Source organism: Streptomyces ardesiacus, from assembly GCF_003112575.1.
In the GTDB taxonomy this organism is placed as follows: Bacteria; Actinomycetota; Actinomycetes; order Streptomycetales; family Streptomycetaceae; genus Streptomyces; species Streptomyces ardesiacus.
Window position 1 is genome coordinate 1,131,469 of sequence record NZ_BEWC01000001.1, and the last position, 18,489, is coordinate 1,149,957.

General features: G+C 74.5%; 23 protein-coding genes and 1 riboswitch. Of the genes, 6 read left to right on the plus strand and 17 right to left on the minus strand.

Going from position 1 to position 18,489, the window contains the following annotated elements; translation table 11 throughout:
* Window positions 1-17: 17 nt before the first annotated feature.
* From Sdi02f_RS04850 to Sdi02f_RS04915, 14 genes are all read right to left on the minus strand, one after another.
* Entirely contained in the window at window positions 18-1,349 is a 1,332-nt protein-coding gene (locus tag Sdi02f_RS04850) for an ABC transporter substrate-binding protein (protein ID WP_031185474.1), read from the minus strand.
* Between the two features lie 124 nt (window positions 1,350-1,473).
* Window positions 1,474-2,580: a substrate-binding domain-containing protein gene (locus Sdi02f_RS04855; protein ID WP_031084913.1), complete on the minus strand. Its 1,107-nt coding sequence runs from the start codon at window positions 2,578-2,580 to the stop codon at window positions 1,474-1,476.
* Window positions 2,581-2,659: 79 nt separating this feature from the next.
* Window positions 2,660-2,971: a gas vesicle protein K gene (locus Sdi02f_RS04860; protein ID WP_031185475.1), complete on the minus strand. Its 312-nt coding sequence runs from the start codon at window positions 2,969-2,971 to the stop codon at window positions 2,660-2,662.
* The gene (locus Sdi02f_RS04865; protein WP_203715430.1) at window positions 2,968-3,216 is read right to left on the minus strand and encodes a gas vesicle protein; all 249 of its coding nucleotides are present in this window, start codon (window positions 3,214-3,216) and stop codon (window positions 2,968-2,970) included. The genes Sdi02f_RS04860 and Sdi02f_RS04865 overlap by 4 nt, the downstream gene beginning before the upstream one ends.
* Entirely contained in the window at window positions 3,213-4,085 is an 873-nt protein-coding gene (locus tag Sdi02f_RS04870) for a GvpL/GvpF family gas vesicle protein (RefSeq protein WP_108932739.1), read from the minus strand. The genes Sdi02f_RS04865 and Sdi02f_RS04870 overlap by 4 nt, the downstream gene beginning before the upstream one ends.
* Window positions 4,082-4,426, minus strand: a complete 345-nt coding sequence (locus Sdi02f_RS04875; protein WP_030403000.1) for a gas vesicle protein — start codon at window positions 4,424-4,426, stop codon at window positions 4,082-4,084. The genes Sdi02f_RS04870 and Sdi02f_RS04875 overlap by 4 nt, the downstream gene beginning before the upstream one ends.
* 24 nt (window positions 4,427-4,450) lie before the next feature.
* Window positions 4,451-5,383 (minus strand): SRPBCC family protein, encoded by a 933-nt coding sequence (locus tag Sdi02f_RS04880; protein ID WP_108932740.1) that lies wholly within the window; start codon window positions 5,381-5,383, stop codon window positions 4,451-4,453.
* A complete protein-coding gene (locus tag Sdi02f_RS04885) occupies window positions 5,380-5,988 on the minus strand; it encodes a hypothetical protein (RefSeq protein WP_108932741.1) in 609 nt (202 codons plus the stop codon). The genes Sdi02f_RS04880 and Sdi02f_RS04885 overlap by 4 nt, the downstream gene beginning before the upstream one ends.
* A complete protein-coding gene (locus tag Sdi02f_RS04890; RefSeq protein WP_030403003.1) occupies window positions 5,985-6,263 on the minus strand; it encodes a gas vesicle protein GvpG in 279 nt (92 codons plus the stop codon). The genes Sdi02f_RS04885 and Sdi02f_RS04890 overlap by 4 nt, the downstream gene beginning before the upstream one ends.
* 4 nt (window positions 6,264-6,267) lie before the next feature.
* Window positions 6,268-7,074, minus strand: coding sequence for a GvpL/GvpF family gas vesicle protein (locus Sdi02f_RS04895; protein WP_031084920.1), 807 nt, complete (start codon window positions 7,072-7,074; stop codon window positions 6,268-6,270).
* Window positions 7,071-7,571: a gas vesicle structural protein GvpA gene (locus tag Sdi02f_RS04900; RefSeq protein ID WP_030403005.1), complete on the minus strand. Its 501-nt coding sequence runs from the start codon at window positions 7,569-7,571 to the stop codon at window positions 7,071-7,073. Before Sdi02f_RS04900 ends, Sdi02f_RS04895 begins: the two co-directional genes overlap by 4 nt.
* A gap of 36 nt (window positions 7,572-7,607) precedes the next feature.
* Window positions 7,608-7,934, minus strand: a complete 327-nt coding sequence (locus Sdi02f_RS04905) for a gas vesicle protein GvpO (RefSeq protein WP_030403006.1) — start codon at window positions 7,932-7,934, stop codon at window positions 7,608-7,610.
* Between the two features lie 42 nt (window positions 7,935-7,976).
* Window positions 7,977-8,630 carry a class I SAM-dependent methyltransferase gene (locus Sdi02f_RS04910; protein WP_030403007.1) on the minus strand — a complete coding sequence of 218 codons (654 nt, stop codon included), beginning with the start codon at window positions 8,628-8,630 and terminating at the stop codon, window positions 7,977-7,979.
* A 207-nt stretch (window positions 8,631-8,837) separates the two neighbouring features.
* On the minus strand, window positions 8,838-9,422 hold the full coding sequence (locus Sdi02f_RS04915; protein ID WP_030403008.1) for a TetR/AcrR family transcriptional regulator: 585 nt from the start codon (window positions 9,420-9,422) through the stop codon (window positions 8,838-8,840).
* Window positions 9,423-9,532: 110 nt separating this feature from the next.
* Between Sdi02f_RS04915 and Sdi02f_RS04920 the strand changes: the two genes are divergently transcribed.
* Window positions 9,533-10,546, plus strand: coding sequence for a zinc-binding dehydrogenase (locus Sdi02f_RS04920; protein ID WP_108932742.1), 1,014 nt, complete (start codon window positions 9,533-9,535; stop codon window positions 10,544-10,546).
* A 298-nt stretch (window positions 10,547-10,844) separates the two neighbouring features.
* Here the strand turns inward: Sdi02f_RS04920 and Sdi02f_RS04925 are convergent, their stop codons facing one another.
* A complete protein-coding gene (locus Sdi02f_RS04925; RefSeq protein WP_030403010.1) occupies window positions 10,845-11,420 on the minus strand; it encodes a TerD family protein in 576 nt (191 codons plus the stop codon).
* 126 nt (window positions 11,421-11,546) lie between these two features.
* On the opposite strand from Sdi02f_RS04925, the gene Sdi02f_RS04930 reads away from it, so the two are divergent.
* The 5 genes from Sdi02f_RS04930 to Sdi02f_RS04950 all read left to right on the plus strand — a co-directional run bounded on the left by Sdi02f_RS04930 (window position 11,547) and on the right by Sdi02f_RS04950 (window position 16,100).
* A complete protein-coding gene (locus tag Sdi02f_RS04930) occupies window positions 11,547-11,933 on the plus strand; it encodes a BlaI/MecI/CopY family transcriptional regulator (protein WP_030403011.1) in 387 nt (128 codons plus the stop codon).
* Between the two features lie 6 nt (window positions 11,934-11,939).
* Window positions 11,940-12,872, plus strand: coding sequence for a M56 family metallopeptidase (locus Sdi02f_RS04935; protein WP_030403012.1), 933 nt, complete (start codon window positions 11,940-11,942; stop codon window positions 12,870-12,872).
* A gap of 78 nt (window positions 12,873-12,950) precedes the next feature.
* Window positions 12,951-13,136: riboswitch (cobalamin riboswitch) on the plus strand.
* Between the two features lie 62 nt (window positions 13,137-13,198).
* Window positions 13,199-14,269, plus strand: a complete 1,071-nt coding sequence (locus Sdi02f_RS04940; protein ID WP_030403013.1) for an ABC transporter substrate-binding protein — start codon at window positions 13,199-13,201, stop codon at window positions 14,267-14,269.
* On the plus strand, window positions 14,266-15,330 hold the full coding sequence (locus Sdi02f_RS04945; protein ID WP_438363733.1) for a FecCD family ABC transporter permease: 1,065 nt from the start codon (window positions 14,266-14,268) through the stop codon (window positions 15,328-15,330). Before Sdi02f_RS04940 ends, Sdi02f_RS04945 begins: the two co-directional genes overlap by 4 nt.
* On the plus strand, window positions 15,327-16,100 hold the full coding sequence (locus tag Sdi02f_RS04950) for an ABC transporter ATP-binding protein (protein WP_053663118.1): 774 nt from the start codon (window positions 15,327-15,329) through the stop codon (window positions 16,098-16,100). Before Sdi02f_RS04945 ends, Sdi02f_RS04950 begins: the two co-directional genes overlap by 4 nt.
* 105 nt (window positions 16,101-16,205) lie before the next feature.
* On the opposite strand, the gene Sdi02f_RS04955 is transcribed toward Sdi02f_RS04950, so the two are convergent.
* Together Sdi02f_RS04955 and abc-f are read right to left on the minus strand one after the other, a co-directional pair.
* The gene (locus Sdi02f_RS04955) at window positions 16,206-16,661 is read right to left on the minus strand and encodes a flavodoxin family protein (protein ID WP_030403016.1); all 456 of its coding nucleotides are present in this window, start codon (window positions 16,659-16,661) and stop codon (window positions 16,206-16,208) included.
* Between the two features lie 95 nt (window positions 16,662-16,756).
* Window positions 16,757-18,391 carry a ribosomal protection-like ABC-F family protein gene (gene abc-f, locus Sdi02f_RS04960; protein ID WP_031084928.1) on the minus strand — a complete coding sequence of 545 codons (1,635 nt, stop codon included), beginning with the start codon at window positions 18,389-18,391 and terminating at the stop codon, window positions 16,757-16,759.
* Between the last annotated feature and the right edge of the window lie 98 nt (window positions 18,392-18,489).

The following is an 18,489-nucleotide window of genomic DNA, read 5'->3' on the forward strand; positions in this document are numbered from 1 at the left end:
ACCTGCCTTTCGTCGGCTCAGGTGCTGTGCTGGGTGGTGGACAGGCCGAGGGCCTTGAGGTCGGGCATGGTGCCCTCCTGCGCGGTGCGCAGCGACTCGACGAGGCTGCCCTGGCCGCCGCCGACGCGGGCGAAGGAGTCCTGCATGACCTTCTGGGTGGCGCTCATCCGCGGGCCCCAGAGCCACTGGTCGCCGATCTTCTCGGCCTCCTGCTCGAACAGGGAGTAGATGTCCTGGCCGCCGTAGTACGAGCGGTCGAAGGCGTCGCGGCCCACCGCGACCAGGCCGGGAGCGGCAGGGTACTGGCTGCTGGTGCCGCTGGAGAGCCGGGCGCGCAGGGCGTCGGGGTGGGAGACCTGCCATTCGATGAACTCCATGGCGGCCTCCGGGTGCCTGCTGTCCGCGGTGACCGCGAAGGTCGAGCCGCCGTGCGTGCCGGCCGAGGGGCTGCCGGTGTCCCACTGCGGCAGCGGCGCGATCCGCCACTGGCCCTTCTGCCCGGGCCGCGCGTTCATCTGGGCGCCGGCGTCCCAGGCGCCGCTGAGCCGGGTCAGGACCAGGCCGTTGCCGATCTGCGCGTCGGACTGCCTGCTCTCGACGGCGTTCATGAAGACGTCGTCCCGGTCGATCAGCCCCTGCCAGTACTCCGCGACCCGCCGCGAGGGCGCGTCGGCGAGCGAGACGTTCCAGGCGCCCTTCGAGGTGTCGAACCACTGGGCGCCCGCCTGCCAGGCGTAGCAGGCGAACTGCGTCATCCCGTCGGTGGGGAAGAGCACCAGCCGGCGGCCGGGCGCCCTGCGGCGCACCGTCGCGGCCTGCTCGGCGAACTCGTCCCAGGTACGGGCGGGTCGCAGTCCGTACCGCTCGAACAGGTCTGCGCGGTAGTGCATCACCATGGGTTCGACGTCCAGCGGCACGGCGAACACCCGGCGTTCGAAGGTGGTCAGGCCGAGCGCCTGCGGCAGCAGCTTGCGGCGCAGAGCGTCGCTCATCAGGTCGGTGATGTCACGGGCGACACCGTCGATGGCGAACCCCGGTACCTGCGGATACTCGAGGGTGGCGACATCGGGCGCGTTGCCCGCCCGGGCGGCGTTGCTGAGCTTGGCGTAGCCGCCCTGCCCGCCGGAGGGGATCTGCTGGAACTCCACCTGGACGTTCCGGTGCGTGCGGTTGAACGCGTCGACCACTTCCTGGCTGCCGCGCAGGGCGGACCAGAAGGTGATGCGGGTGGTGCTGCCCGTGCGGGCCGACGATGCTCCGTTCCCCCCGCTGCAGGCGCTCACGGCTCCTGCCAGGGGGAGGGCGGTCATCGCGGCGAGCACGGAGCGACGGCTGGGTCGTCCGGGCATGGCGCCTCCGCGGCTCCTGCGGGTCCGCGCGGGGCGGACGCGACTCTTCGAGACACCGGAATCCTGAACGCCCCAGCCCAAACGGTCAATAGATCGATCAGAAGAAAATGAAACGCTCAAACGCTCATTCGGCAACCGGTCCGGTCCACCGGTCCGTCGACCCGCGCACCATCAGCCGCGGCAGCAGCTCGACCCGCCGGCCCGGCTGCCGGCTCCCGGGCGCCTCGGACAGCCGCTGGAGCAGCAGCTCCGCCGCCGCGTGACCGACCTCCGCCTTGGGCGGCGACACGGCCGTCAGCGGCGGCGCGGCCAGACCGGCCACCACGTCGTCGTACGCGACCACCGAGCAGTCCTCCGGCACCCGCACGCCCTCCTCCGCGAGCCGCTGGACGACCATCAGGGCGTCCACGTCACCGTGCAGCACCATCGCGGTGGCGCCGACCTTGCGCATCAGCGCGGGCAACTCCGCCGTCTCGTCCGCGGAGTACGGCCCGTCGGCCCCGGCCTCCGGCGCGATCAGCGTCCACGCCCACTGCTCCACCAGCGGATGCGACCCGGCGATCCCGGTGAGGGCGTCCCGCAGCGAGCGGGCGGTGGGGCTGTCGTGCCGGGTGGCGAAGACGATGCGCCGGTGACCGAGCCCGACCAGGTGCTCCACCGCCAGGTGCGCGCCGTACCAGTGGTCCGAGCAGACCGAGTCCAGGGCGTGCAGCGCGCTGCCGCGCCACGGGCGGCGTTCCATCAGCACGGTCGGCACGCCGATCCCGGCGAGCCACTCGTGGTCGGCCTCCTCGTCGGCCCGGCCGCGCCAGCGCGGGGCGATCAGCAGCCCGTCCGCCCCGGCCGCCAACGCCCGTTCCACCAGCGGGCGTTCGGCCCCCGACGCCTGGGGCGCCAGGTGCAGGGCCATGCGCACCCCGGCCCGCTCCAGGACCGTGCGCGCCCCGTGCAGGGTCTCGGTCAGGTACGAGTGCCGTACGGGAACCACCACGGCCACCCGGTCCCCGCCCGCCGGGGCCGGCTCGTGGACCGTCTCCTGGGCCGGCACCGTCGAGCGCACGACGCCGTGCCCGCGGCTCAGCCTGCCCTCGCGCGTCAGCTCCTCCACGTCGCGGCGCACGGTGACCACCGAGACCTGCAACTCGTCGGCGAGGTCGCGCACCCGCGCGGTCCCGCGCGCCTGGACCGCCGCCAGTATCCGCTGGCGCCTGAGATCGACCGGCTCCCGCATCAGGTCTCCCCACCCGAGAATGTTCGTTTGAGCGATTCCGCGTCATCATAACGATCGCTCGCGCCGGGTGCCGGTTTCCCTAAGGTTCCGGATCGGCGAGGAGGGGGCCCAGCGGACCCAGGTCGAGGTTCAGGTCGGAGCGCCTGAGACCGTGCTGGGCGCACAGGTCGTCCATCCGCTCGTCGAGCAGCATCAGCGCCGTGCCGAGCCGGTCCTCCTGCTCCGCGCTCAGCGTGCCCGCGTCGAAGCGGCGCACGGCCTGGCGCTCCATGAGCTGGCGCAGCAGCTCCACCACCGTGAGGACGAGCGCGGCCAGGTCGTTGGTGACCCGCTCGGGATCCAGGTCGAGGGCGTGCGCGGCACGGGCGGCACCGGCCCGGGGCGCGGTCACAGCGGCCCGCTGTCCGGCCAGGGGGCGGGCACCCGCTCGTTCACCGAGGACAGCAGCGCGTGCAGGGAGATCCGCACCAGCGGCACGTCCGCGATGGCCAGGACCAGGTCGCCGCTGACCACGACACCGGTCGCCAGCACCCGGTCCAGCAGGTCCACCAAAGGGACGCCGACCGGTGCGTACGGCTCGGCGCCGCCCCAGGGCACGGGGGCCGGACCGGGCGTCCTGGCGTCCGGGACGGTCATGAACGCACCTCCTCCCGGTCCGGTGCGGCCGGCGCTTCGGGGCCGAACCGCGGGTCCTCGTCCCAGCGGGCGAAGGAGTACGGGATCCACGGGCCCGAGGCGTCGATCCGTACGGCCGGGCGCCGGCCGGCGGCGGCGATCCGCGCCAGCGCCCCGGTGAAGGCGGCCCGCCGCGCGTCCTCCACCAGGTAGGCGACGTTCAGGAGTTGCGGTGCGCGGTGGCCCGTCAGCCGCTCGCTCTGGGGTCGGTGCCGGGTCGCGGCGACCGCGTACCGGCGCAGCTCGGCGTCGACCGCCTCCGCCTCGGCCAGCGCCCGGTCGTGGGCGCCCTGCCGGTCACGCCGTCGCGCGCTCACCCTGCTGAGGTAGGCACGCCCACCGGCGCCGGCGCCGGTGCCGGCCTGCGCGCCGGCCTCCGCGGCCGGCTCGGGCGGGGCCTCGGCGGCATGCACCTTCACCGCCCACTCCGTACGGTCGCGGAGCCGGTCGAGCAGCGCCTCCAGCGCCTCCCGCCGGTCGGTGACGGCCCGCGCCGCGGTCGGGTCGCCGCGGTACAGGGTCGCCATGGGCAGCGGTACGACGGGGCCCCGCCCGGCCGCGGCCTCGACGCCCCGGTGGTGGGCGCGGGCGCAGCGCTCCAGGTCGCCGGGCCGGTTGAGGCGCTCGGTGAGCGCCTCCTGGTCGAACAGGGCGGCGGGAACGTCCTGCACGACCAGGCACAGGCCGCCCGCGCGCACCAGGCGCAGCGGTCCGCCCTCCTCATGACCCCGCGCCGCCGCCAGGGCGGCCGCGTCCGGCGGCGTGCGGGTGACGGCGAAGGCGCAGACGATGCCGGGGACCTCGGGCCCGGCGCCGGTCGTGCCGCTCACGAGGCGGCTCCCGCCGTCTGCGCGCCGGCCCGCTCCAGGGCATCGAGGCGTTGCCGCAACTGCGCGTTCTCCTCGGCGAGCGCGTCCCGCGCGGCCCGGGAGGACAGCGCGGGGTCGGTCTCCCACCAGTCGATGCCGGCCTTCTTCGCGGTGTCCACCGAGGCGATGAACAACCGCAGCCGGATCGTCAGCAGTTCGATGTCGAGCAGATCGATCTTGATGTCGCCGGCGATGACGATGCCCTTGTCGAGGACGCGTTCGAGGAGGTCGGCGAGGCTGCCGGAGGGCGGCCCGTAGGGCTCTGTCTCCAGGCCCGGGTACCCGTGGTCCAGATCGGTCACCGCGCGCTCCCGGCGGCGGCCTGGTCAGCGACGGGGGCGGGCACGTCGGTCGTCCTGGTCGTCGTCCTCGTCCGCATACGGCTCCTCCTCCTCGTCGTACTCACCTTCCTCGTCGTCCTCGTCCTCGTACTCGTCCTCGCCGTCGCCTTCGTCGCCGTCCTCGTACTCGTCGGACTCGGACTCGTCGGGTTCCCCGGCGTTCTCCTCCTCCAGCGCTTCCTCGTGGCTCTTGACGACCTCGCCGTCGCGGATCTCGCCGCGCCAGCCCTCGAGGTCCTCGCCGTTCGTCAGCGTCACGTGCCGCGCGAAGTGCTTCAGGTCCAGCCGCAGCCGACGCCCCTGGGCGCGCCAGAGGTTGCCCGTCTTCTCGAAGAAGCCCGACGGGTAGTACTCGACGACCACGACGACCCGGGTCAGCCGGGGCGCCAGTTCGTGGAAGGTGACCACCCCGTTGGTGCTGCCCTTGGCGCCCTCCGAGGTCCAGGCGATCCGCTCGTCGGGGATCTGTTCCTGGACGGTCGCCTTCCAGCCGCGGGTCGAGAAGGCGATCTTGGCGGTCCAGTCCGAGGTCACCTCGTCGTGGGGGCTGACGCTCTGGACGCCCTTGGTGAAGCCGCTGAAGTCCTGGAGCTGCGTCCACTGGTCGTAGACGGTGCGCAGGGGAACGCCGATGTCGACGCTCTCCATGATGTGCGTCGCCTTGACGCTGCCGCCGGCGGTCCCGGAACCGCCCCCGCCGCCTTTGGAACCGCCTCCGCCGCCTTGGGAACCGCCTCCGCCGCCGTTCTCGGAGCCGCCCCCGCCGACCGAGTCGGTCAGGCGGTCGGTGAGGGACCCGACCCGCTGCCCCGCCTTGCCGACCAGGCCGTGTCCTGCCGCGGAGAGGTAGCCGCCCAGGGCGTCCTTGAGGTCGCCGAGCGGGGACGGCCCGCCGTCGTCCTTCCGGTCGGGGGTCATGCGCGCCCACCTCCACGTCCGGCACCCGGGCCGGCCTGTCGCTTGGCCGGTGCGGTCTTCTTGGCGGCCGTCTTCCTCGCGGCCTTCTTCGCGGGCGGCGCGGCCTTGCGCGGCGGAGCCTTCCTGGCCGGCTTCCGGGGCGGTGCCGGCGCGGGCCGCCGGTCCTCCTCCCGGTCCTCCTCGTCGAAGTAGGCATCCTCGTCCGGGGCGTCCTCGTACCGGTCGCCTCCGCGGTCGCGGTCACGGCCACGGTCGCCCCGGCCGTCGTCGCGGCCGCCCTCGCCGGTGAGGGCCTCGCCGGTGAGGGCCTCGGTACGGTCCCGGAGGGTGTCCGCGAGGCCGGTGAGGCGGCGGTTCGCGGCGGCGGTGACGGCCGCCCGTCCGGCGGTCAGCAACTCGCCCCGGACCTGCTCGGTCAACTCCTGGAACTGCGGCGCCCGCTGCAGGCCGCCCAGCCCCTGCCCGAGGAGTTGCCCGGGGGAGAGGCCGACGCGTTTGCCCACCAGGTAGGAGCCGACCGCGAAGGCGAGTTTGGCCTTCTTGGTGCGCCCCAGGAGATATCCGCCCGCCACGGCCGCCGCCATGGCCGTCCTGTTCTCGTTCATACGTGTCGTCTCCGTGCTGGGTTCGTGGTGGTCGTAGGGCCGTTGGTCCGGGACCGGCGTTCCAGGAGGGTGAGCAGCCGCTCCTCCTCCCGTTCGAAGGCCGCCTCGTCGACGGTGCCCTCGTCCAGGGCCCGGTTGAGTGCGGCCAGCCGCGCCTGTACGGCGCGTGGGTCGTGGGCCTGGCGCCGGGCCTCCTGGAGCAGGTGGTCGGCGATCCACGCCGTGCCGCGCACCGGCGCGAGGGGCAGCAGGAGCAGACCGCTCACGAGGCCCACGGGGTCACCGCCCGGCCGGTGACGCGGGGCGGGGGTCGACGAAGCTGTAGCAGGGCAGGGGCCCGGTCACACTGAGGGCCAGCCGGTCGCCGCAGGCCCTGGCCCGCTCGGCCACCGCCTCCCTGAACCGCCCTTCGTCCTCCGAACGCACCAGGAACGACGCGCTGAGCACCTGCTCGTCGTCGGTCGTGCCCTGGACCGTCCGCTCGGCGAGCGGGGCCAGCCGGTCGACGACCTCCCGGGCCGCGCGCCGTGCCTCGCGGCGCACCCCGAGCGCGATCGCCTCGCCCAGCCGGACGTTGGCCTCGTAGTCCGGCCGGCGCCGGGTCCGCAGGGCCAGGGTCCGCAGTCTGTCGTCCCGGCGCACCAGATCGGCGAAGTGGCCGGGCACCGCCGTTCCCTTGACGTTGAGCTCCACGCAGCCGCGTACGCCGTCGAGCTGCCGTGACAAGTGGGCCGCGTCGGAGCGCAGTTGGGCGAGCAGGGTGTCGGTGCGGGGGCTGAGCACCGCGAACCGCATGGGCAGCACCGGTCCCTGCGCCGCCAGTTCGTCCAGGACGGCCTGGTGGGCCAGCAGATCACGGCGCCGGGGCCGGAGCCGCCGGGGCGCGGCCGACACCGCGGCGCACAGCCCGGAGCCGGTCAGCAGCCGCACGGCGGCGCCGTCGACGCCCGGGGCCCGGGGGGTGCGAATCCCGGCGGGGGCGATGCCGTAGACGTAGAGGGCCTTGGGTGCCGCCGCCGTCTCGGGAGCCGTCGTGGGGGCGGTTTCGGGGGCGGCTTCGGGGGAGGTGGTGGCGGGCGCGGTCATTCGTCCTCCGTCTCGGTGCGCCGGCGGGGGCGGGAACGGGGCCGGTCGTCCTCGTCGCGGCGGCGTGCGGCGGGCCGGCCGCGGGGCCGCTCCGCACGTCCACGGGGACGGGTCTCCGTCTCCTCCGTCTCCTCCGCCGGTTCGTGCTCGGGCTCGGGCGTGAGGACGTCGCGCACCTTGTCGGTCAGGGAGCGCGCGGTCCTCCTGGCGCCGGCCCTGCCCACGGTCTTGGCGACCGGGCTGCCGAACATCTCGGGCACGGTCTTGGAGCGCACGTCGTGCTCCAGGTCCAGGCGGTTGCAGGCCTCGGCGAAGCGCAGGTAGGTGTCCACGCTCGCCACGACGATGCGCGCGTCCACCTTGAGGATCTCGATGCCGACCAGGGAGACGCGCACGAAGACGTCGATGACCATGCCGCGGTCGAGGATGAGTTCGAGGACGTCGTAGAGGGTTCCGGCGCGGGGCGCGCAGACGACCTCGTCGTCGTAGGTGATCATGCGGTGGTCCTTCCGGGTGCGGTCCTCACGGTCCGCTCACTGGTCCTGGGCACCGCGCCGGTAGCGCGCGATCCTGCGGTACTGGACCAGCTCGCCCGCCGGGTCCAGTTCGACCTCGTAGGTGGCGAGCAGGCTGGTGGTGTCGGGGATCCGCGCCACCTCCAGCACGTCCACGTTGACGACCCAGCCGCCGTCCTCGCCCCGGCACACCGCGGAGACCCCTTCGAGGTGGTGCCGGATCAGCTCCGACAGGGCGTCGGCGGCGTGCCGGGCGGCGTCACGGGCGTCGCGCACGCCACGCTCGCGCGTGGCCGTGGAAGCCGTGGAAGTGGTGCGGCGCCGTCGCCCGGCAGGTTCTGTCATGCTGCCCACTCTGACCGCGGACGCCGGTCCGCGCGTGCGCAGTTACCCCATCCGGGGCTGCTCCGGGCGCCGGCAGTGCAGGAAGAGGTGCGGCTCCGGCCGGGCGTCCGGGTGGGCCGGGGTGAACATCGACGCCTCCTGCGCCAGCACCTCCAGGCCCGCCTCCTCGGTGAGGGCGACGAGGTCCTGCGCGGGGAAGCTGGTCACGCGCACCGGCTGGCCCATGAAGGCGGCGTCGACGCCGTCCACGTCCAGCGGCACGGTGGCCAGCACCAGGTACCCCTCCGGCCGCACCAGCCGCGCCAGGTGCCGGACGAGGTCCTTCTGCTCCCGCCGGTCCAGTTGGAGCAGCGAGAAGTACACGCAGACCGCGTCGAACGAGCCCTCCGCGAGCGGTACGTCACGGATGTCGGCGCACTGGAAGGTGGCGGCCGGCACCTGCCGTGCGGCCAGCTCCACCATGACCGGCGAGACGTCGATGCCCAGCACCGTGTGCCCGGCGTTCGCGAGGGTCTCGGCGGTGGGACGGCCCGTGCCGCTGCCCACGTCCAGCACCCGGCTGCCCGGCGCGAGGCGCGCCAGCAGCCACTCCAGCGAGCGACGGTGCGTCCTCGACCCGGCGAACGCCTTCTCGTACTCGGCGCCCAGCGCGTCGAACGCGGCGGCGGCCCGCGGGCGGTCCCGGTCGTCGGTCACGGCGTCCCCTTCGGTGCGGTGGGCCGGTGTCCCGGCATCGTTCCACCGGCAACGAGCCCCCGACAAGGGGCCCTACGGGCGACACGCCGCACGGAGCACACAGGTGGCCGCCTTGGCCCCCGCCGTCCGGACGCCCCCGGGGCCGGTCCGCCCCGGCCCTTCACGACGACGTCGCACGCCGGCCGGGCCGGGCACCGGCGTGTGCGCTCACCGCGGACGGGCGCCGTCCAGGGCCAGGTCCACCAGCCCCGCCACGAGCGCGTCGTCCAGCGGCGCCCCGCTGAGCAGCACCCGCACGAACAGCGGACCGCTCACCGCCTCGATCAGCAGCCCGGGATCGGCGTCCGCGGCCAGTTCGCCCCGTTCGACGCCCCGCCGGACCATCACCACGGCGCGGTCGAGACGCTCGCTCCAGTAGGGCCCGCGGCGGTCCTCCAGGGTGTCGTCGTGCTCGACGCTCAGCCGCAGCAGCGCCCGGCCCTGCGGGGTGGCGAGCAGCCGGGCCAGTGCGGAGAAGAACGCCAGCAGGTCCTCGCGGACCCGGCCGGTGTCCGGGACCGGCAGCGCGGCGTCCAGCTCCGTGGTCAGCGCGTCCAGGATCAGGTTCTCGCGCGTGCCCCACCGCCGGTAGACGGAGGTCTCGTGGACCCCGGCCGCGCGGGCCACGGCGCCGACCGTCGCACCGGCCAGCCCCTGGCTCGACAGCAGGTCCACGGCGGCGGCCAGCACCGCCCGCCGCATCCGCTCCCCGCGGCGGCGCAAGGGCGGGGCGACGGGTTCCGGTGAGCTCATCGGACCAGCCTAAAGCAAGCCGTCCTGCGTTGGGTGTACGGTTAACGCAAGTCGACCTGCGATGGACCGCTGGGGGCCGTCCGGGGTCGCCGCACCGAGGAGGTCCTGTCATGGCGCAGATGCTCGCCGCCCGCCTGCACGTCCCGAGCCGCACCCTGCGACTCGAAGAGGTGCCCCGCCCGCAGCCCGGCCCGGGGGAGGTGCTGGTCAAGGTCGAGGCGGCCGGGGTGTGCCTGTCCGACGTGCACCTCATCGACGGCACCCTCTCCCCGCTGCTCCTCCAGGGCGACACGGTCACCCTCGGCCACGAGGTCTCCGGCACGGTCGCCGAGACCGGGGCGGGCGTCACCGCGTGGTCGCCCGGGCAGCGGGTCGTGCTGCACGCCGGTGAGGCGAGGGACGGCGTCACCTACACCCGTGGCGTCGACTACGACGGCGGCTGGGCCGAGTACGCCCTCTCCGCCGCCGACGCCATGACGCCGCTGCCCGACGCCATCCCCTTCGAGCAGGGCGCGATCATCCCGGACGCCGTGTCCACCCCGTGGGGCGCGATCACCGAGACCGGCCAGGTCCGGCCCGGCGAGGCGGTCGGCGTGTGGGGCGTCGGCGGCCTCGGCGTCCATGCCGTGCAGCTGCTCCGGGCGATCGGCGCCTGCCCGGTCGTCGCCGTCGACCCGAACCCGGTGGCCCGCGAGCGCGCCCTGGCCGCGGGTGCCGACCTCGCCCTGGACTCCGCCGACCCCGGCCTGCGCGACGCGGTGGGTGCGGCGACCGGTGGCGCGGGGCTCGCCGCAGCCTTCGACTTCGCGGGTGTGCCGCCCGTGCGGGAGCAGGCGGTCTCCGTCCTCGCGCCCAAGGGGCGGCTGGTCCTGGTGGGCCTGACCGACAAGCCGCTCACCGTCACGGACGGGACCCGCTTCAGCTACCTCCAGCAGCGCATCGTCGGCCACTACGGCTCCGACATGCCGGTGGCCCTGCCGCAGCTCCTGCGGCTGATCCAGGGCGGGCGGCTGGACTTCTCCGGCTCCGTCAGCGGGGTGCTGCCGCTCGCCGAGGCGGCCGAGGCGGTCGCCCGGCTGGAGAAGAAGGAGGGCGACCCCATCCGGCTGGTCCTGCGCCCGTGAGGTGAGGAGACCTGAACCCCCGAAGGCGGCTGAGCGCCCCGCCGCGGGTTCCGCCCCGCCACCGGTTCCGCCCCGCCACCGGTTCCGCATGGAGCCGGGGACGGGGCGCAGTGCCGTGGGTCCCTGGCAGACCACGGACGTCACCGACGGCTTCACGGTCAAGCTCCACGCCCGGGCCGGCCACGGCGCCGACTACGTCCTGGTCTACGTCGCCAAGCAGGGGCTTCGACCCCCTCCCCCCGCCCCCGCCGGGCGCGGTGCGTCCGGCGGGGTCCGTTGGGGTCCGTTGGGGTCCGGATCAGACGTTGACGCCGAAGTCCGCGGCGATGCCCGCGAGCCCCGAGGCGTAGCCCTGCCCGACCGCCCGGAACTTCCACTCGGCGCCGTGCCGGTACAGCTCGCCGAAGACCATCGCGGTCTCGGTCGAGGCGTCCTCGGACAGGTCGTAGCGGGCGAGTTCCTGGTCGTTCGCCTGGTTGACGACCCGGATGAAGGCGTTGCGGACCTGGCCGAAGCTCTGGCCCCGGTTCTCCGCGTCGTGGATGGAGACTGGGAAGACGATGCGGTCCACCTCGCCCGGGACCGCGGCCAGGTTCACCTTGACCGCCTCGTCGTCGCCCTCGCCCTCGCCGGTGAGGTTGTCACCGGTGTGCTCGACCGAGCCGTCGGGGCTGGTGAGGTTGTTGTAGAAGACGAAGTGCCGGTCCGAGAGCACCTTGCCCGACGCGTCCAGGAGCAGCGCGGAGGCGTCCAGGTCGTAGTCGGTGCCGGTCGTGGTGCGCACGTCCCAGCCCAGACCGACCAGGACGGCGGTCAGGCCGGGCGCCTCCTTGCTGAGCGAGACGTTGCCGCCCTTGGCCAGGGAAACTCCCACTGTGTTCTCCTTCGTCGCGTTCGCTGCGTTCCGTACCTGCCGTCAATCTACAACACTGTAGAAGTAAGCCTTCTATACGATGGCGCCCGGGAAGACGACGACCGGCAGGCGGAAGGAGGGCGGGCCGTGACGGATGACCGGCGTCCGCGGCGGCGGGGGCAGGGCGAACTCGAGGCGCTGGTGCTGTCCGCGCTGCGCGGGGCGGACGGGCCCGCGACGGCCGGCTGGGTGCAGGAACGCCTCGGCGACGACCTCGCCTACACCACCGTGATCACGATCCTGACCCGGCTCCTGGAGAAGGGCGCCGTCAGCCGCGAGCGCGCGGGCCGCTCCTTCGCCTGGACGCCCGCCTCTGACCAGGCGGGACTGGCCGCGCGCAAGATGCGCAAGGTCCTGGACGCGGAGAGCGACCGCGAAGCGGTGCTGGCCAGCTTCGTCACGGGCCTCGACCCGGACGACGAGCGGCTGCTGCGCGAACTGCTGGGGCACGCCCGTGCCGCGGAGGACGGCTGACACCGGATGGGGGTCTTCGTCTTCCTGCCCCTGGTCCTGCCGCTGACGGCGTGGCCGATCGCCAGGCTGGCCGAGCAGCACCTGCACCCGCGGACCGCGACCAGGCTGCTCAGCGCCGTCGCCGCCGTGATGGCCCTGTGCAGCACCCTGTGCCTGGCCCTGGTGATGGTGGTCGGCACCGCCCAACTGCCGGGCAACCCGCTGCCGGATGCCTGGTCCGACCCCGAGGTGCGGGCGGCGGTGCCCTACGACGAAGTCGTCGGCAAGGCGGCGATCCCCGCCCTGTGCGCCGTCGTCGCGGCCTCGGCGCGGGCCCTGTGGCGACACGGCAGGGTGCGCCGCCGCGCCCACCGCGCACTGGCCGGAATGCCGGGCACCGGGGTGGCCGTACTGCCGGACGACGTGCCCTACGCCTACGCGCTGCCCGGCGGACGCCGGGACCGCGTGGTGGTGAGCACGGCCCTGCTCGACTGCCTCGAACCGGGTGAACGGCGCGCGCTGTTCGCCCACGAGCGCGCCCATCTCGCCGCCCGGCACCACCGCTTCCTGCTCGCCGTCCGGCTCGCCGCGCTGGCCAACCCGTTCCTGCGCCCCCTGCGCACGGCCGTCGCCTACACGACGGAGCGGTGGGCGGACGAGGCGGCCGCGCGGGCGGTCGGCGACCGCCGTGCGGTGGCGACCGCGATCGGGAAGGCGGCCCTCGTCTCCCGCGGCACCCCCGTCGCCACCCTCGCCGGTCTCGCGGCGCCCGGCCCGGTGCCCCGCCGGGTGGCAGCCCTGCTGGGCCCCGCCCCCGCCGTCCGCCCCTGGCCCCCGGTGTCCACCTCGGCGGGCCTGGCGGCGTGGGCGGCGGCCGCCGGCACCGCCGTCTCGGCGATGTCGTCCGCCAACGCCGCCGTCACGATGTTCCTCATCCTGCGGACCGCGACGCCGTTCTGAACGCCCGGACGGCCCCGCCCGCGCCGTCGGCACCGTCCGCCGGCCGGAGAACCGGGGCACGGCGGTGCGGTGCCCCTGTGGTAGCTTGCGCAAGCCAGTCGAACCCACCTGGTGGGTCAGGGAATCCGGTGCGAATCCGGAACTGACGCGCAGCGGTGAGGGGGACGGGCGGAACACGGGCCACTGGGCGGCGTACGCCGTCCGGGAAGGCGTTCCGTCCGGTCGAACCCGAGTCCGAAGACCTGCTGGCACCCGTGCCGCGTGCGGCGCGGGCCGCATCGTACGGACGGGCTCCGCGCATGAGCCCTCGACGCCAGAGGATCACCTTGTCCGCAGCAGGTCCCGCCGGCCTCCGGCGCCCTCTCCTTCCCCGCCGCCTCCGCGGTCCCGTACTGCTCCTGTCCGGCGCCCTGCTGGCCTCAGGCTGCGGTTCCGGTGCGCCCGACGACCCGGCCGCGCGGTCCGGCGCGCCCGGCTACCCGCGCACCGTCCGTGACTGCGGGCACGAGGTCCGGGTCACCGCACCGCCGCGGCGGGCGGTCTCCCTCAACCAGGGCACCACGGAGATCCTGCTCTCCCTCGGCCTCGCCGACCGCATGGCGGGCACCGCCACCTGGACCGACCCGGTCATGAAGGGACTGGAGAAGGCGAACGCGGGCGTCCCCCGGCTCGCCGACGACACCCCGTCCTTCGAGACGGTCCTCGACGCGGAACCCGACTTCGTCGCCGCCTCCTTCGCCTCCACGCTCGGCACCGGAGGGGTGGCCACCCGCGAACAGTTCACCCGGCTCGGCGTGCCGGCCTACCTCTCGCCGTCCGACTGCGCCGGCAAGGACAACAGCGGCGACGGCGACGGCGTCCGGGACAAGACCCTGACGATGGACACCGTCTACGGCGAAGTCCGCGACCTGGCCCGCCTCTTCGGCGTCGAGCAGCGCGGCGAGAAGCTCGTCGACGACCTCAAGGCACGCGTCGACAGGGCGACGTCCGGCATCGACGCCTCCGGCGTCACCCTCATGTACTGGTTCGCCAACTCCGCCTCGCCCTACCTGGCGGGCTGCTGCGGCGCCCCCGGCGTCATCACCCGGGCCGTCGGCGCGCACAACGCCATGGACGACACCCACGAGGAGTGGCCGCAGGCCGGCTGGGAGACCGTCGCCGACCGGGACCCCGACGTCCTGGTCCTCGGCGACCTCACCCGCGACTCGCAGACCGCCGAAACGGCCGCGAAGAAGATCGAGTTCCTGGAGTCCGACCCCGTGACCAGGAACATGACCGCCGTCCGCGAGAAGCGCTACGTGCTGCTCAGCGGGCAGGCCATGAACCCCACCATCCGCACCGTCGAGGGCGTGGAACAAGTGGCGGCGGCGCTCCGCGAGTTCGGGCTCGCCAGGTGACGTCCGCCGGCCGGACGTCCGCCGCCCCCGGCATACGCGCGCCGCGGCACGCCCCCCTCGTGTGGGCGGCGGCCGGGACCGTCGCCCTGTGCGCATCCGTCGCCGTCGCCGTCACCGTCGGCCCGGCGGACATCGGCGTCGCCGACGTGTGGTCAGTGATCGCCGCCCACCTCGGCGCCGGCACCACCGCCGGGGCGGTGTCCCCGATCCGCGACGGCATCGTCTGGGACCTGCGGCTGCCCCGCACCCTGCTGGCCGCGGTGTGCGGCGCCGGGCTCGCCGTGTGCGGGGCCGTGCTCCAGTCCCTGCTGCGCAATCCGCTCGCCGACCCCTTCGTCCTCGGCGTCTCCTCCGGCGCCTCGACCGGCGCCGTCCTGGTCGTCGTGCTCGGCGTGGGAGGCGGCGCCCTGTCGGTCCCGGGCGGGGCGTTCGTCGGCGCGGTCTGCTCCTTCGCGCTGGTGCTGCTGCTCAGCCACAGCCTCGGCGGCACCACGGACCGGGTGGTCCTCGCGGGCGTGGCGGCGATGCAGCTGTTCTCCGCGCTCACCTCCTTCGTGGTCATGACCGCCGCCGACGCCGAGACCACCCGCGGCGTGCTGTTCTGGCTGCTCGGCTCGCTCGGCGGCGCCGGCTGGAGCGACGTGCGGACCACCGCCGCGGTCCTGGTCCTGGTCCTCGCCGTGTGCCTCGGGCACGCCAGGACCCTGGACGCCTTCGCCTTCGGCCAGGACGCCGCGGCCGCGCTCGGCGTCCACGTGGCCCGTACGCGGCTGGTGCTGCTGTGCGCCACCGCCCTGCTCACCGCCGCCCTGGTCGCCTCGGCCGGCGCCATCGGCTTCGTCGGGCTGGTGCTGCCGCACGCGGTCCGGGCGCTCACCGGTCCCGGACACGCACGGCTGCTGCCGGTCTGCGCGCTCGCCGGTGCCGTGTTCCTGGTGTGGGCCGACACCCTGGCCCGTACCGTCCTCGAACCCCAGGAGGTCCCGGTGGGCGTGGTGACCTCACTGATCGGTGTGCCCGCCTTCGTGCTCGTGCTCCACCGCACCCGGAGGGCACGGTGACGCTGAGGGCCGAGCGGGTCTCCCGCACCACCGGAGGCCGGCTGATCCTCGACGGGGTCGACCTGAGCCCGCGCACCGGCGCCATGACGGGGCTGCTCGGCCCCAACGGCTCCGGCAAGTCCACCCTCTTGCGCCTGCTCGCCGGCGTCCTGGCCCCGACCGCCGGCCTCGTCACCCTCGACGGACGCTCCCTGGACCGGGTGGGCCGCCGCGAGGTCGCCCGGCGCGTGGCCGTCGTGGAGCAGCACACGGACACCCAGGTGGAGCTGACGGTCGGGGACGTCGTCCGGCTCGGCCGCATCCCGCACCGCCGCGCCTGGACGCCGGCGTCGGCGGCCGACGAGGAGGCGGTGGCGGACGCCCTGGACCGCACCGGTCTGACGCGCCAGGCCGACCGCCTGTGGCACACGCTCTCCGGCGGCGAACGCCAGCGCGTGCAGATCGCCCGTGCCCTCGCCCAGCGGCCCCGCGAACTCCTGCTCGACGAACCGACCAACCACCTCGACGTCCAGCACCAACTGGACGTGCTGGCCCTGGTCGCCGCCCTGCCCGTCACCAGCGTGGTCGCCCTGCACGACCTCAACCTCGCCGCCATGTACTGCGACCACCTAGTCGTCCTCTCCGAGGGCGGCGTCGTCGCCCACGGCGAGCCGGCCGAGGTGCTGACGGCGGACCTGGTCGCGAAGGTCTACCGGGTCGACGCCGAGATCACCCGCCCCGGCCCGGCCGACCGCCCGCACGTCCGCTTCCTGGGCACACGTCCGGGTTAGGGGTGCCGATCGGGCCCTGCCCGCGTCGCGGGGTCCGGCACTCGGCCCCCACTGGCTCAAGGGCGTGGCATCCGCAACGGCGTCGTCGTCGGTTGCCGGGCGGGTTCAGCCGTCCGTCAGACCGGCGGCGAGCGTGGCACCCAGCTCCCAGCAGGCGTCCAGGTCGGCCTTGCCGGGTTCACCGGCCACGCTCACCGCGGGCGCGGCCCGCCGCCAGCCGAGGCCGGTCGTCACCGACTCGATGCCGCGCACCGCCCCCGTGGTGTCGCTGCCCCCGTGCACCCAGTAGCCGAAGGGGCGACCGCGCGTCTCGTCCAGGCAGGGGTAGTAGACCTGGTCGAAGAAGTGCTTGAGCGCCCCCGACATGTAGCCCAGGTTGGCCGGGGTGCCCAGCAGGAAGCCGTCCGCCTCCAGCACGTCGACGGCCGTCGCCGCCAGGGCCGCCCGCCGGACGACCCGTACCCCTTCGATCTCGGGCGCGCTCGCCCCGGACACGACGGACTCCAGCATCGCCTGGCAGTTCGGCGACGGCGTGTGATGCACGATCAGCAAAGTGGCCACCCCGGCAGCCTGCGCCCGGCACCCTCCGGCCGCAAACGGACACCACGGCGACCGGCGCCACGACCGACCCGCCCCGCCCGGCTCCCGCCGGCGGCTCACGCCTCGGGCGCCCCGGTCTCCGCCAGCCCGCCGTCGGCCAGCCGCAGCCAGCGGCCGACGCCGATCTCGCGCAGGAACCGCCGGTCGTGGCTGACGACCACGAACGCTCCCCGGTAGGAGTTCAGGGCGCTCTCCAACTGGCCCACGCCGACGAGGTCGAGGTTGTTCGTCGGCTCGTCCAGGAGCAACAGGTGCGGGGCCGGTTCGGCGCACAGGACGCAGGCCAGCGTGGCCCGCAGCCGCTCGCCGCCGGAGAGCACGCCGACGGGCAGATGGGCGCGGGCACCCCGGAAGAGGAAGCGGGCGAGGAGGTTCATCCGCTCCGCCTCCGGCCGGTGCGGGGCGTAGGCGGCGAAGTTCTCGGCGACGGTGCGCTCCTCGTCCAGCAGGTCGAGCCGCTGGGAGAGGTAGGCGACCCGTCCGTCGGCGCGCCTGATGTCGCCGCCCTCCGCGTCCAGGTCGCCGTTGAGCAGGCGCAGCAGCGTGCTCTTGCCCGCGCCGTTGGCCCCGGTCAGCGCGATCCGCTCGGGTCCCCGGACGGTCAGGTCGGCGCCTTCGCCCGTGAACACGTCCTTCCCGCCGAGCCGGATCCGCAGGCCCCGGCCGTGGAAGAGGGTGCGTCCCGCGGGGACGTCGGTCTCCGGCAGGTCCAGCGTGATGCGCTGTTCCTCGCGCAGCGACCGCTCCGCCTCGTCCAGCCGCGCCTTCGCCTCGCCGACCCGGCCGGCGTGGGTCTGGCCCGCCCGGCCCGCGGACTCCTGCGCCCCGCGCTTCATGGTGCCCGCGAAGATGCGGGGGAGCCCGGCGTTCTTGAGGTTGCGGGCGGCGTTGCTCGCCCGGCGGTCGGCGCGCTCGCGGGCCTGCTGCATCTCCCGCTTCTCCCGCTTCAGCTCCTGCTCGGCGTTGCGGACGTTCTTCTCGGCGACCTCCTGCTCGGCGCGGACGGCCTCCTCGTAGGCGGTGAAGTTCCCGCCGTACAGGCGCAGTTCGCCGCGGTCCAGTTCGGCGATGCGCTCCATGCGGTCGAGCAGCTCCCGGTCGTGGCTGACCAGCAGCAGGCAGCCGTGGTAGTCGGTGAGCACGTCGTGGAGTCTGCTCCGGGCGTCCGTGTCGAGGTTGTTGGTGGGCTCGTCGAGCAGGAGCACGTCGGGCCGCTTCAGCAGTTGGGCGGCGAGCCCGAGGGAGACGACCTGACCGCCGCTGAGCGTGCCCAGCCGCCGGTCCAGGGCGAGGCCGCCCAGGCCCAGGCGGTCGAGCTGGGCGCGGGTGCGCTCCTCGATGTCCCAGTCGTCGCCGATGGCCGCGAAGTGCTCCTCGGCCACGTCCCCGGACTCGACCGCGTCGATGGCCCGGATCACGGAGTCGACACCGAGGACCTCGGCCACGGTGAGGCCGCCCGTCAGGGGGAGCGACTGCGGCAGGTGGCCGAGGACGCCGGAGACCGTCACGGAGCCCGCGGTGGGCCGCAGCTCCCCGGCGATCAGCTTGAGCAGGGTGGACTTGCCGGCCCCGTTGGGGGCGACGAGACCCGTACGGCCCGGGCCCACGGTGAACGAGAGGTCCTCGAAGACGGGGGTGTCGTCGGGCCAGGAGAAGGACAGGTGGGAACAGCGAAGGACGGCGTCGGACATGGAGACGACCTCGTGGCGGTCAGGGGCGGGCGACAGGGCTCCGCCCGGGAGGGGAGGACAGGAAGAAGGGAACGACGACGGGGCCACTGCGACGGCGC

Coding starts and splice junctions, on each gene's coding strand:
- Sdi02f_RS04880 (WP_108932740.1), bottom strand. CDS start 5,383: ATGACCCCCGACCGGAAGGACGACGGCGGGCCGTCCCCGCTCGGCGAC.
- Sdi02f_RS04920 (WP_108932742.1), top strand. CDS start 9,533: ATGGCGCAGATGCTCGCCGCCCGCCTGCACGTCCCGAGCCGCACCCTG.
- Sdi02f_RS04885 (WP_108932741.1), bottom strand. CDS start 5,988: ATGAACGAGAACAGGACGGCCATGGCGGCGGCCGTGGCGGGCGGATAT.
- Sdi02f_RS04915 (WP_030403008.1), bottom strand. CDS start 9,422: ATGAGCTCACCGGAACCCGTCGCCCCGCCCTTGCGCCGCCGCGGGGAG.
- Sdi02f_RS04850 (WP_031185474.1), bottom strand. CDS start 1,349: ATGCCCGGACGACCCAGCCGTCGCTCCGTGCTCGCCGCGATGACCGCC.
- Sdi02f_RS04865 (WP_203715430.1), bottom strand. CDS start 3,216: ATGACCGTCCCGGACGCCAGGACGCCCGGTCCGGCCCCCGTGCCCTGG.
- abc-f (WP_031084928.1), bottom strand. CDS start 18,391: ATGTCCGACGCCGTCCTTCGCTGTTCCCACCTGTCCTTCTCCTGGCCC.
- Sdi02f_RS04905 (WP_030403006.1), bottom strand. CDS start 7,934: ATGACAGAACCTGCCGGGCGACGGCGCCGCACCACTTCCACGGCTTCC.
- Sdi02f_RS04935 (WP_030403012.1), top strand. CDS start 11,940: ATGGGGGTCTTCGTCTTCCTGCCCCTGGTCCTGCCGCTGACGGCGTGG.
- Sdi02f_RS04900 (WP_030403005.1), bottom strand. CDS start 7,571: ATGATCACCTACGACGACGAGGTCGTCTGCGCGCCCCGCGCCGGAACC.
- Sdi02f_RS04855 (WP_031084913.1), bottom strand. CDS start 2,580: ATGCGGGAGCCGGTCGATCTCAGGCGCCAGCGGATACTGGCGGCGGTC.
- Sdi02f_RS04895 (WP_031084920.1), bottom strand. CDS start 7,074: ATGACCGCGCCCGCCACCACCTCCCCCGAAGCCGCCCCCGAAACCGCC.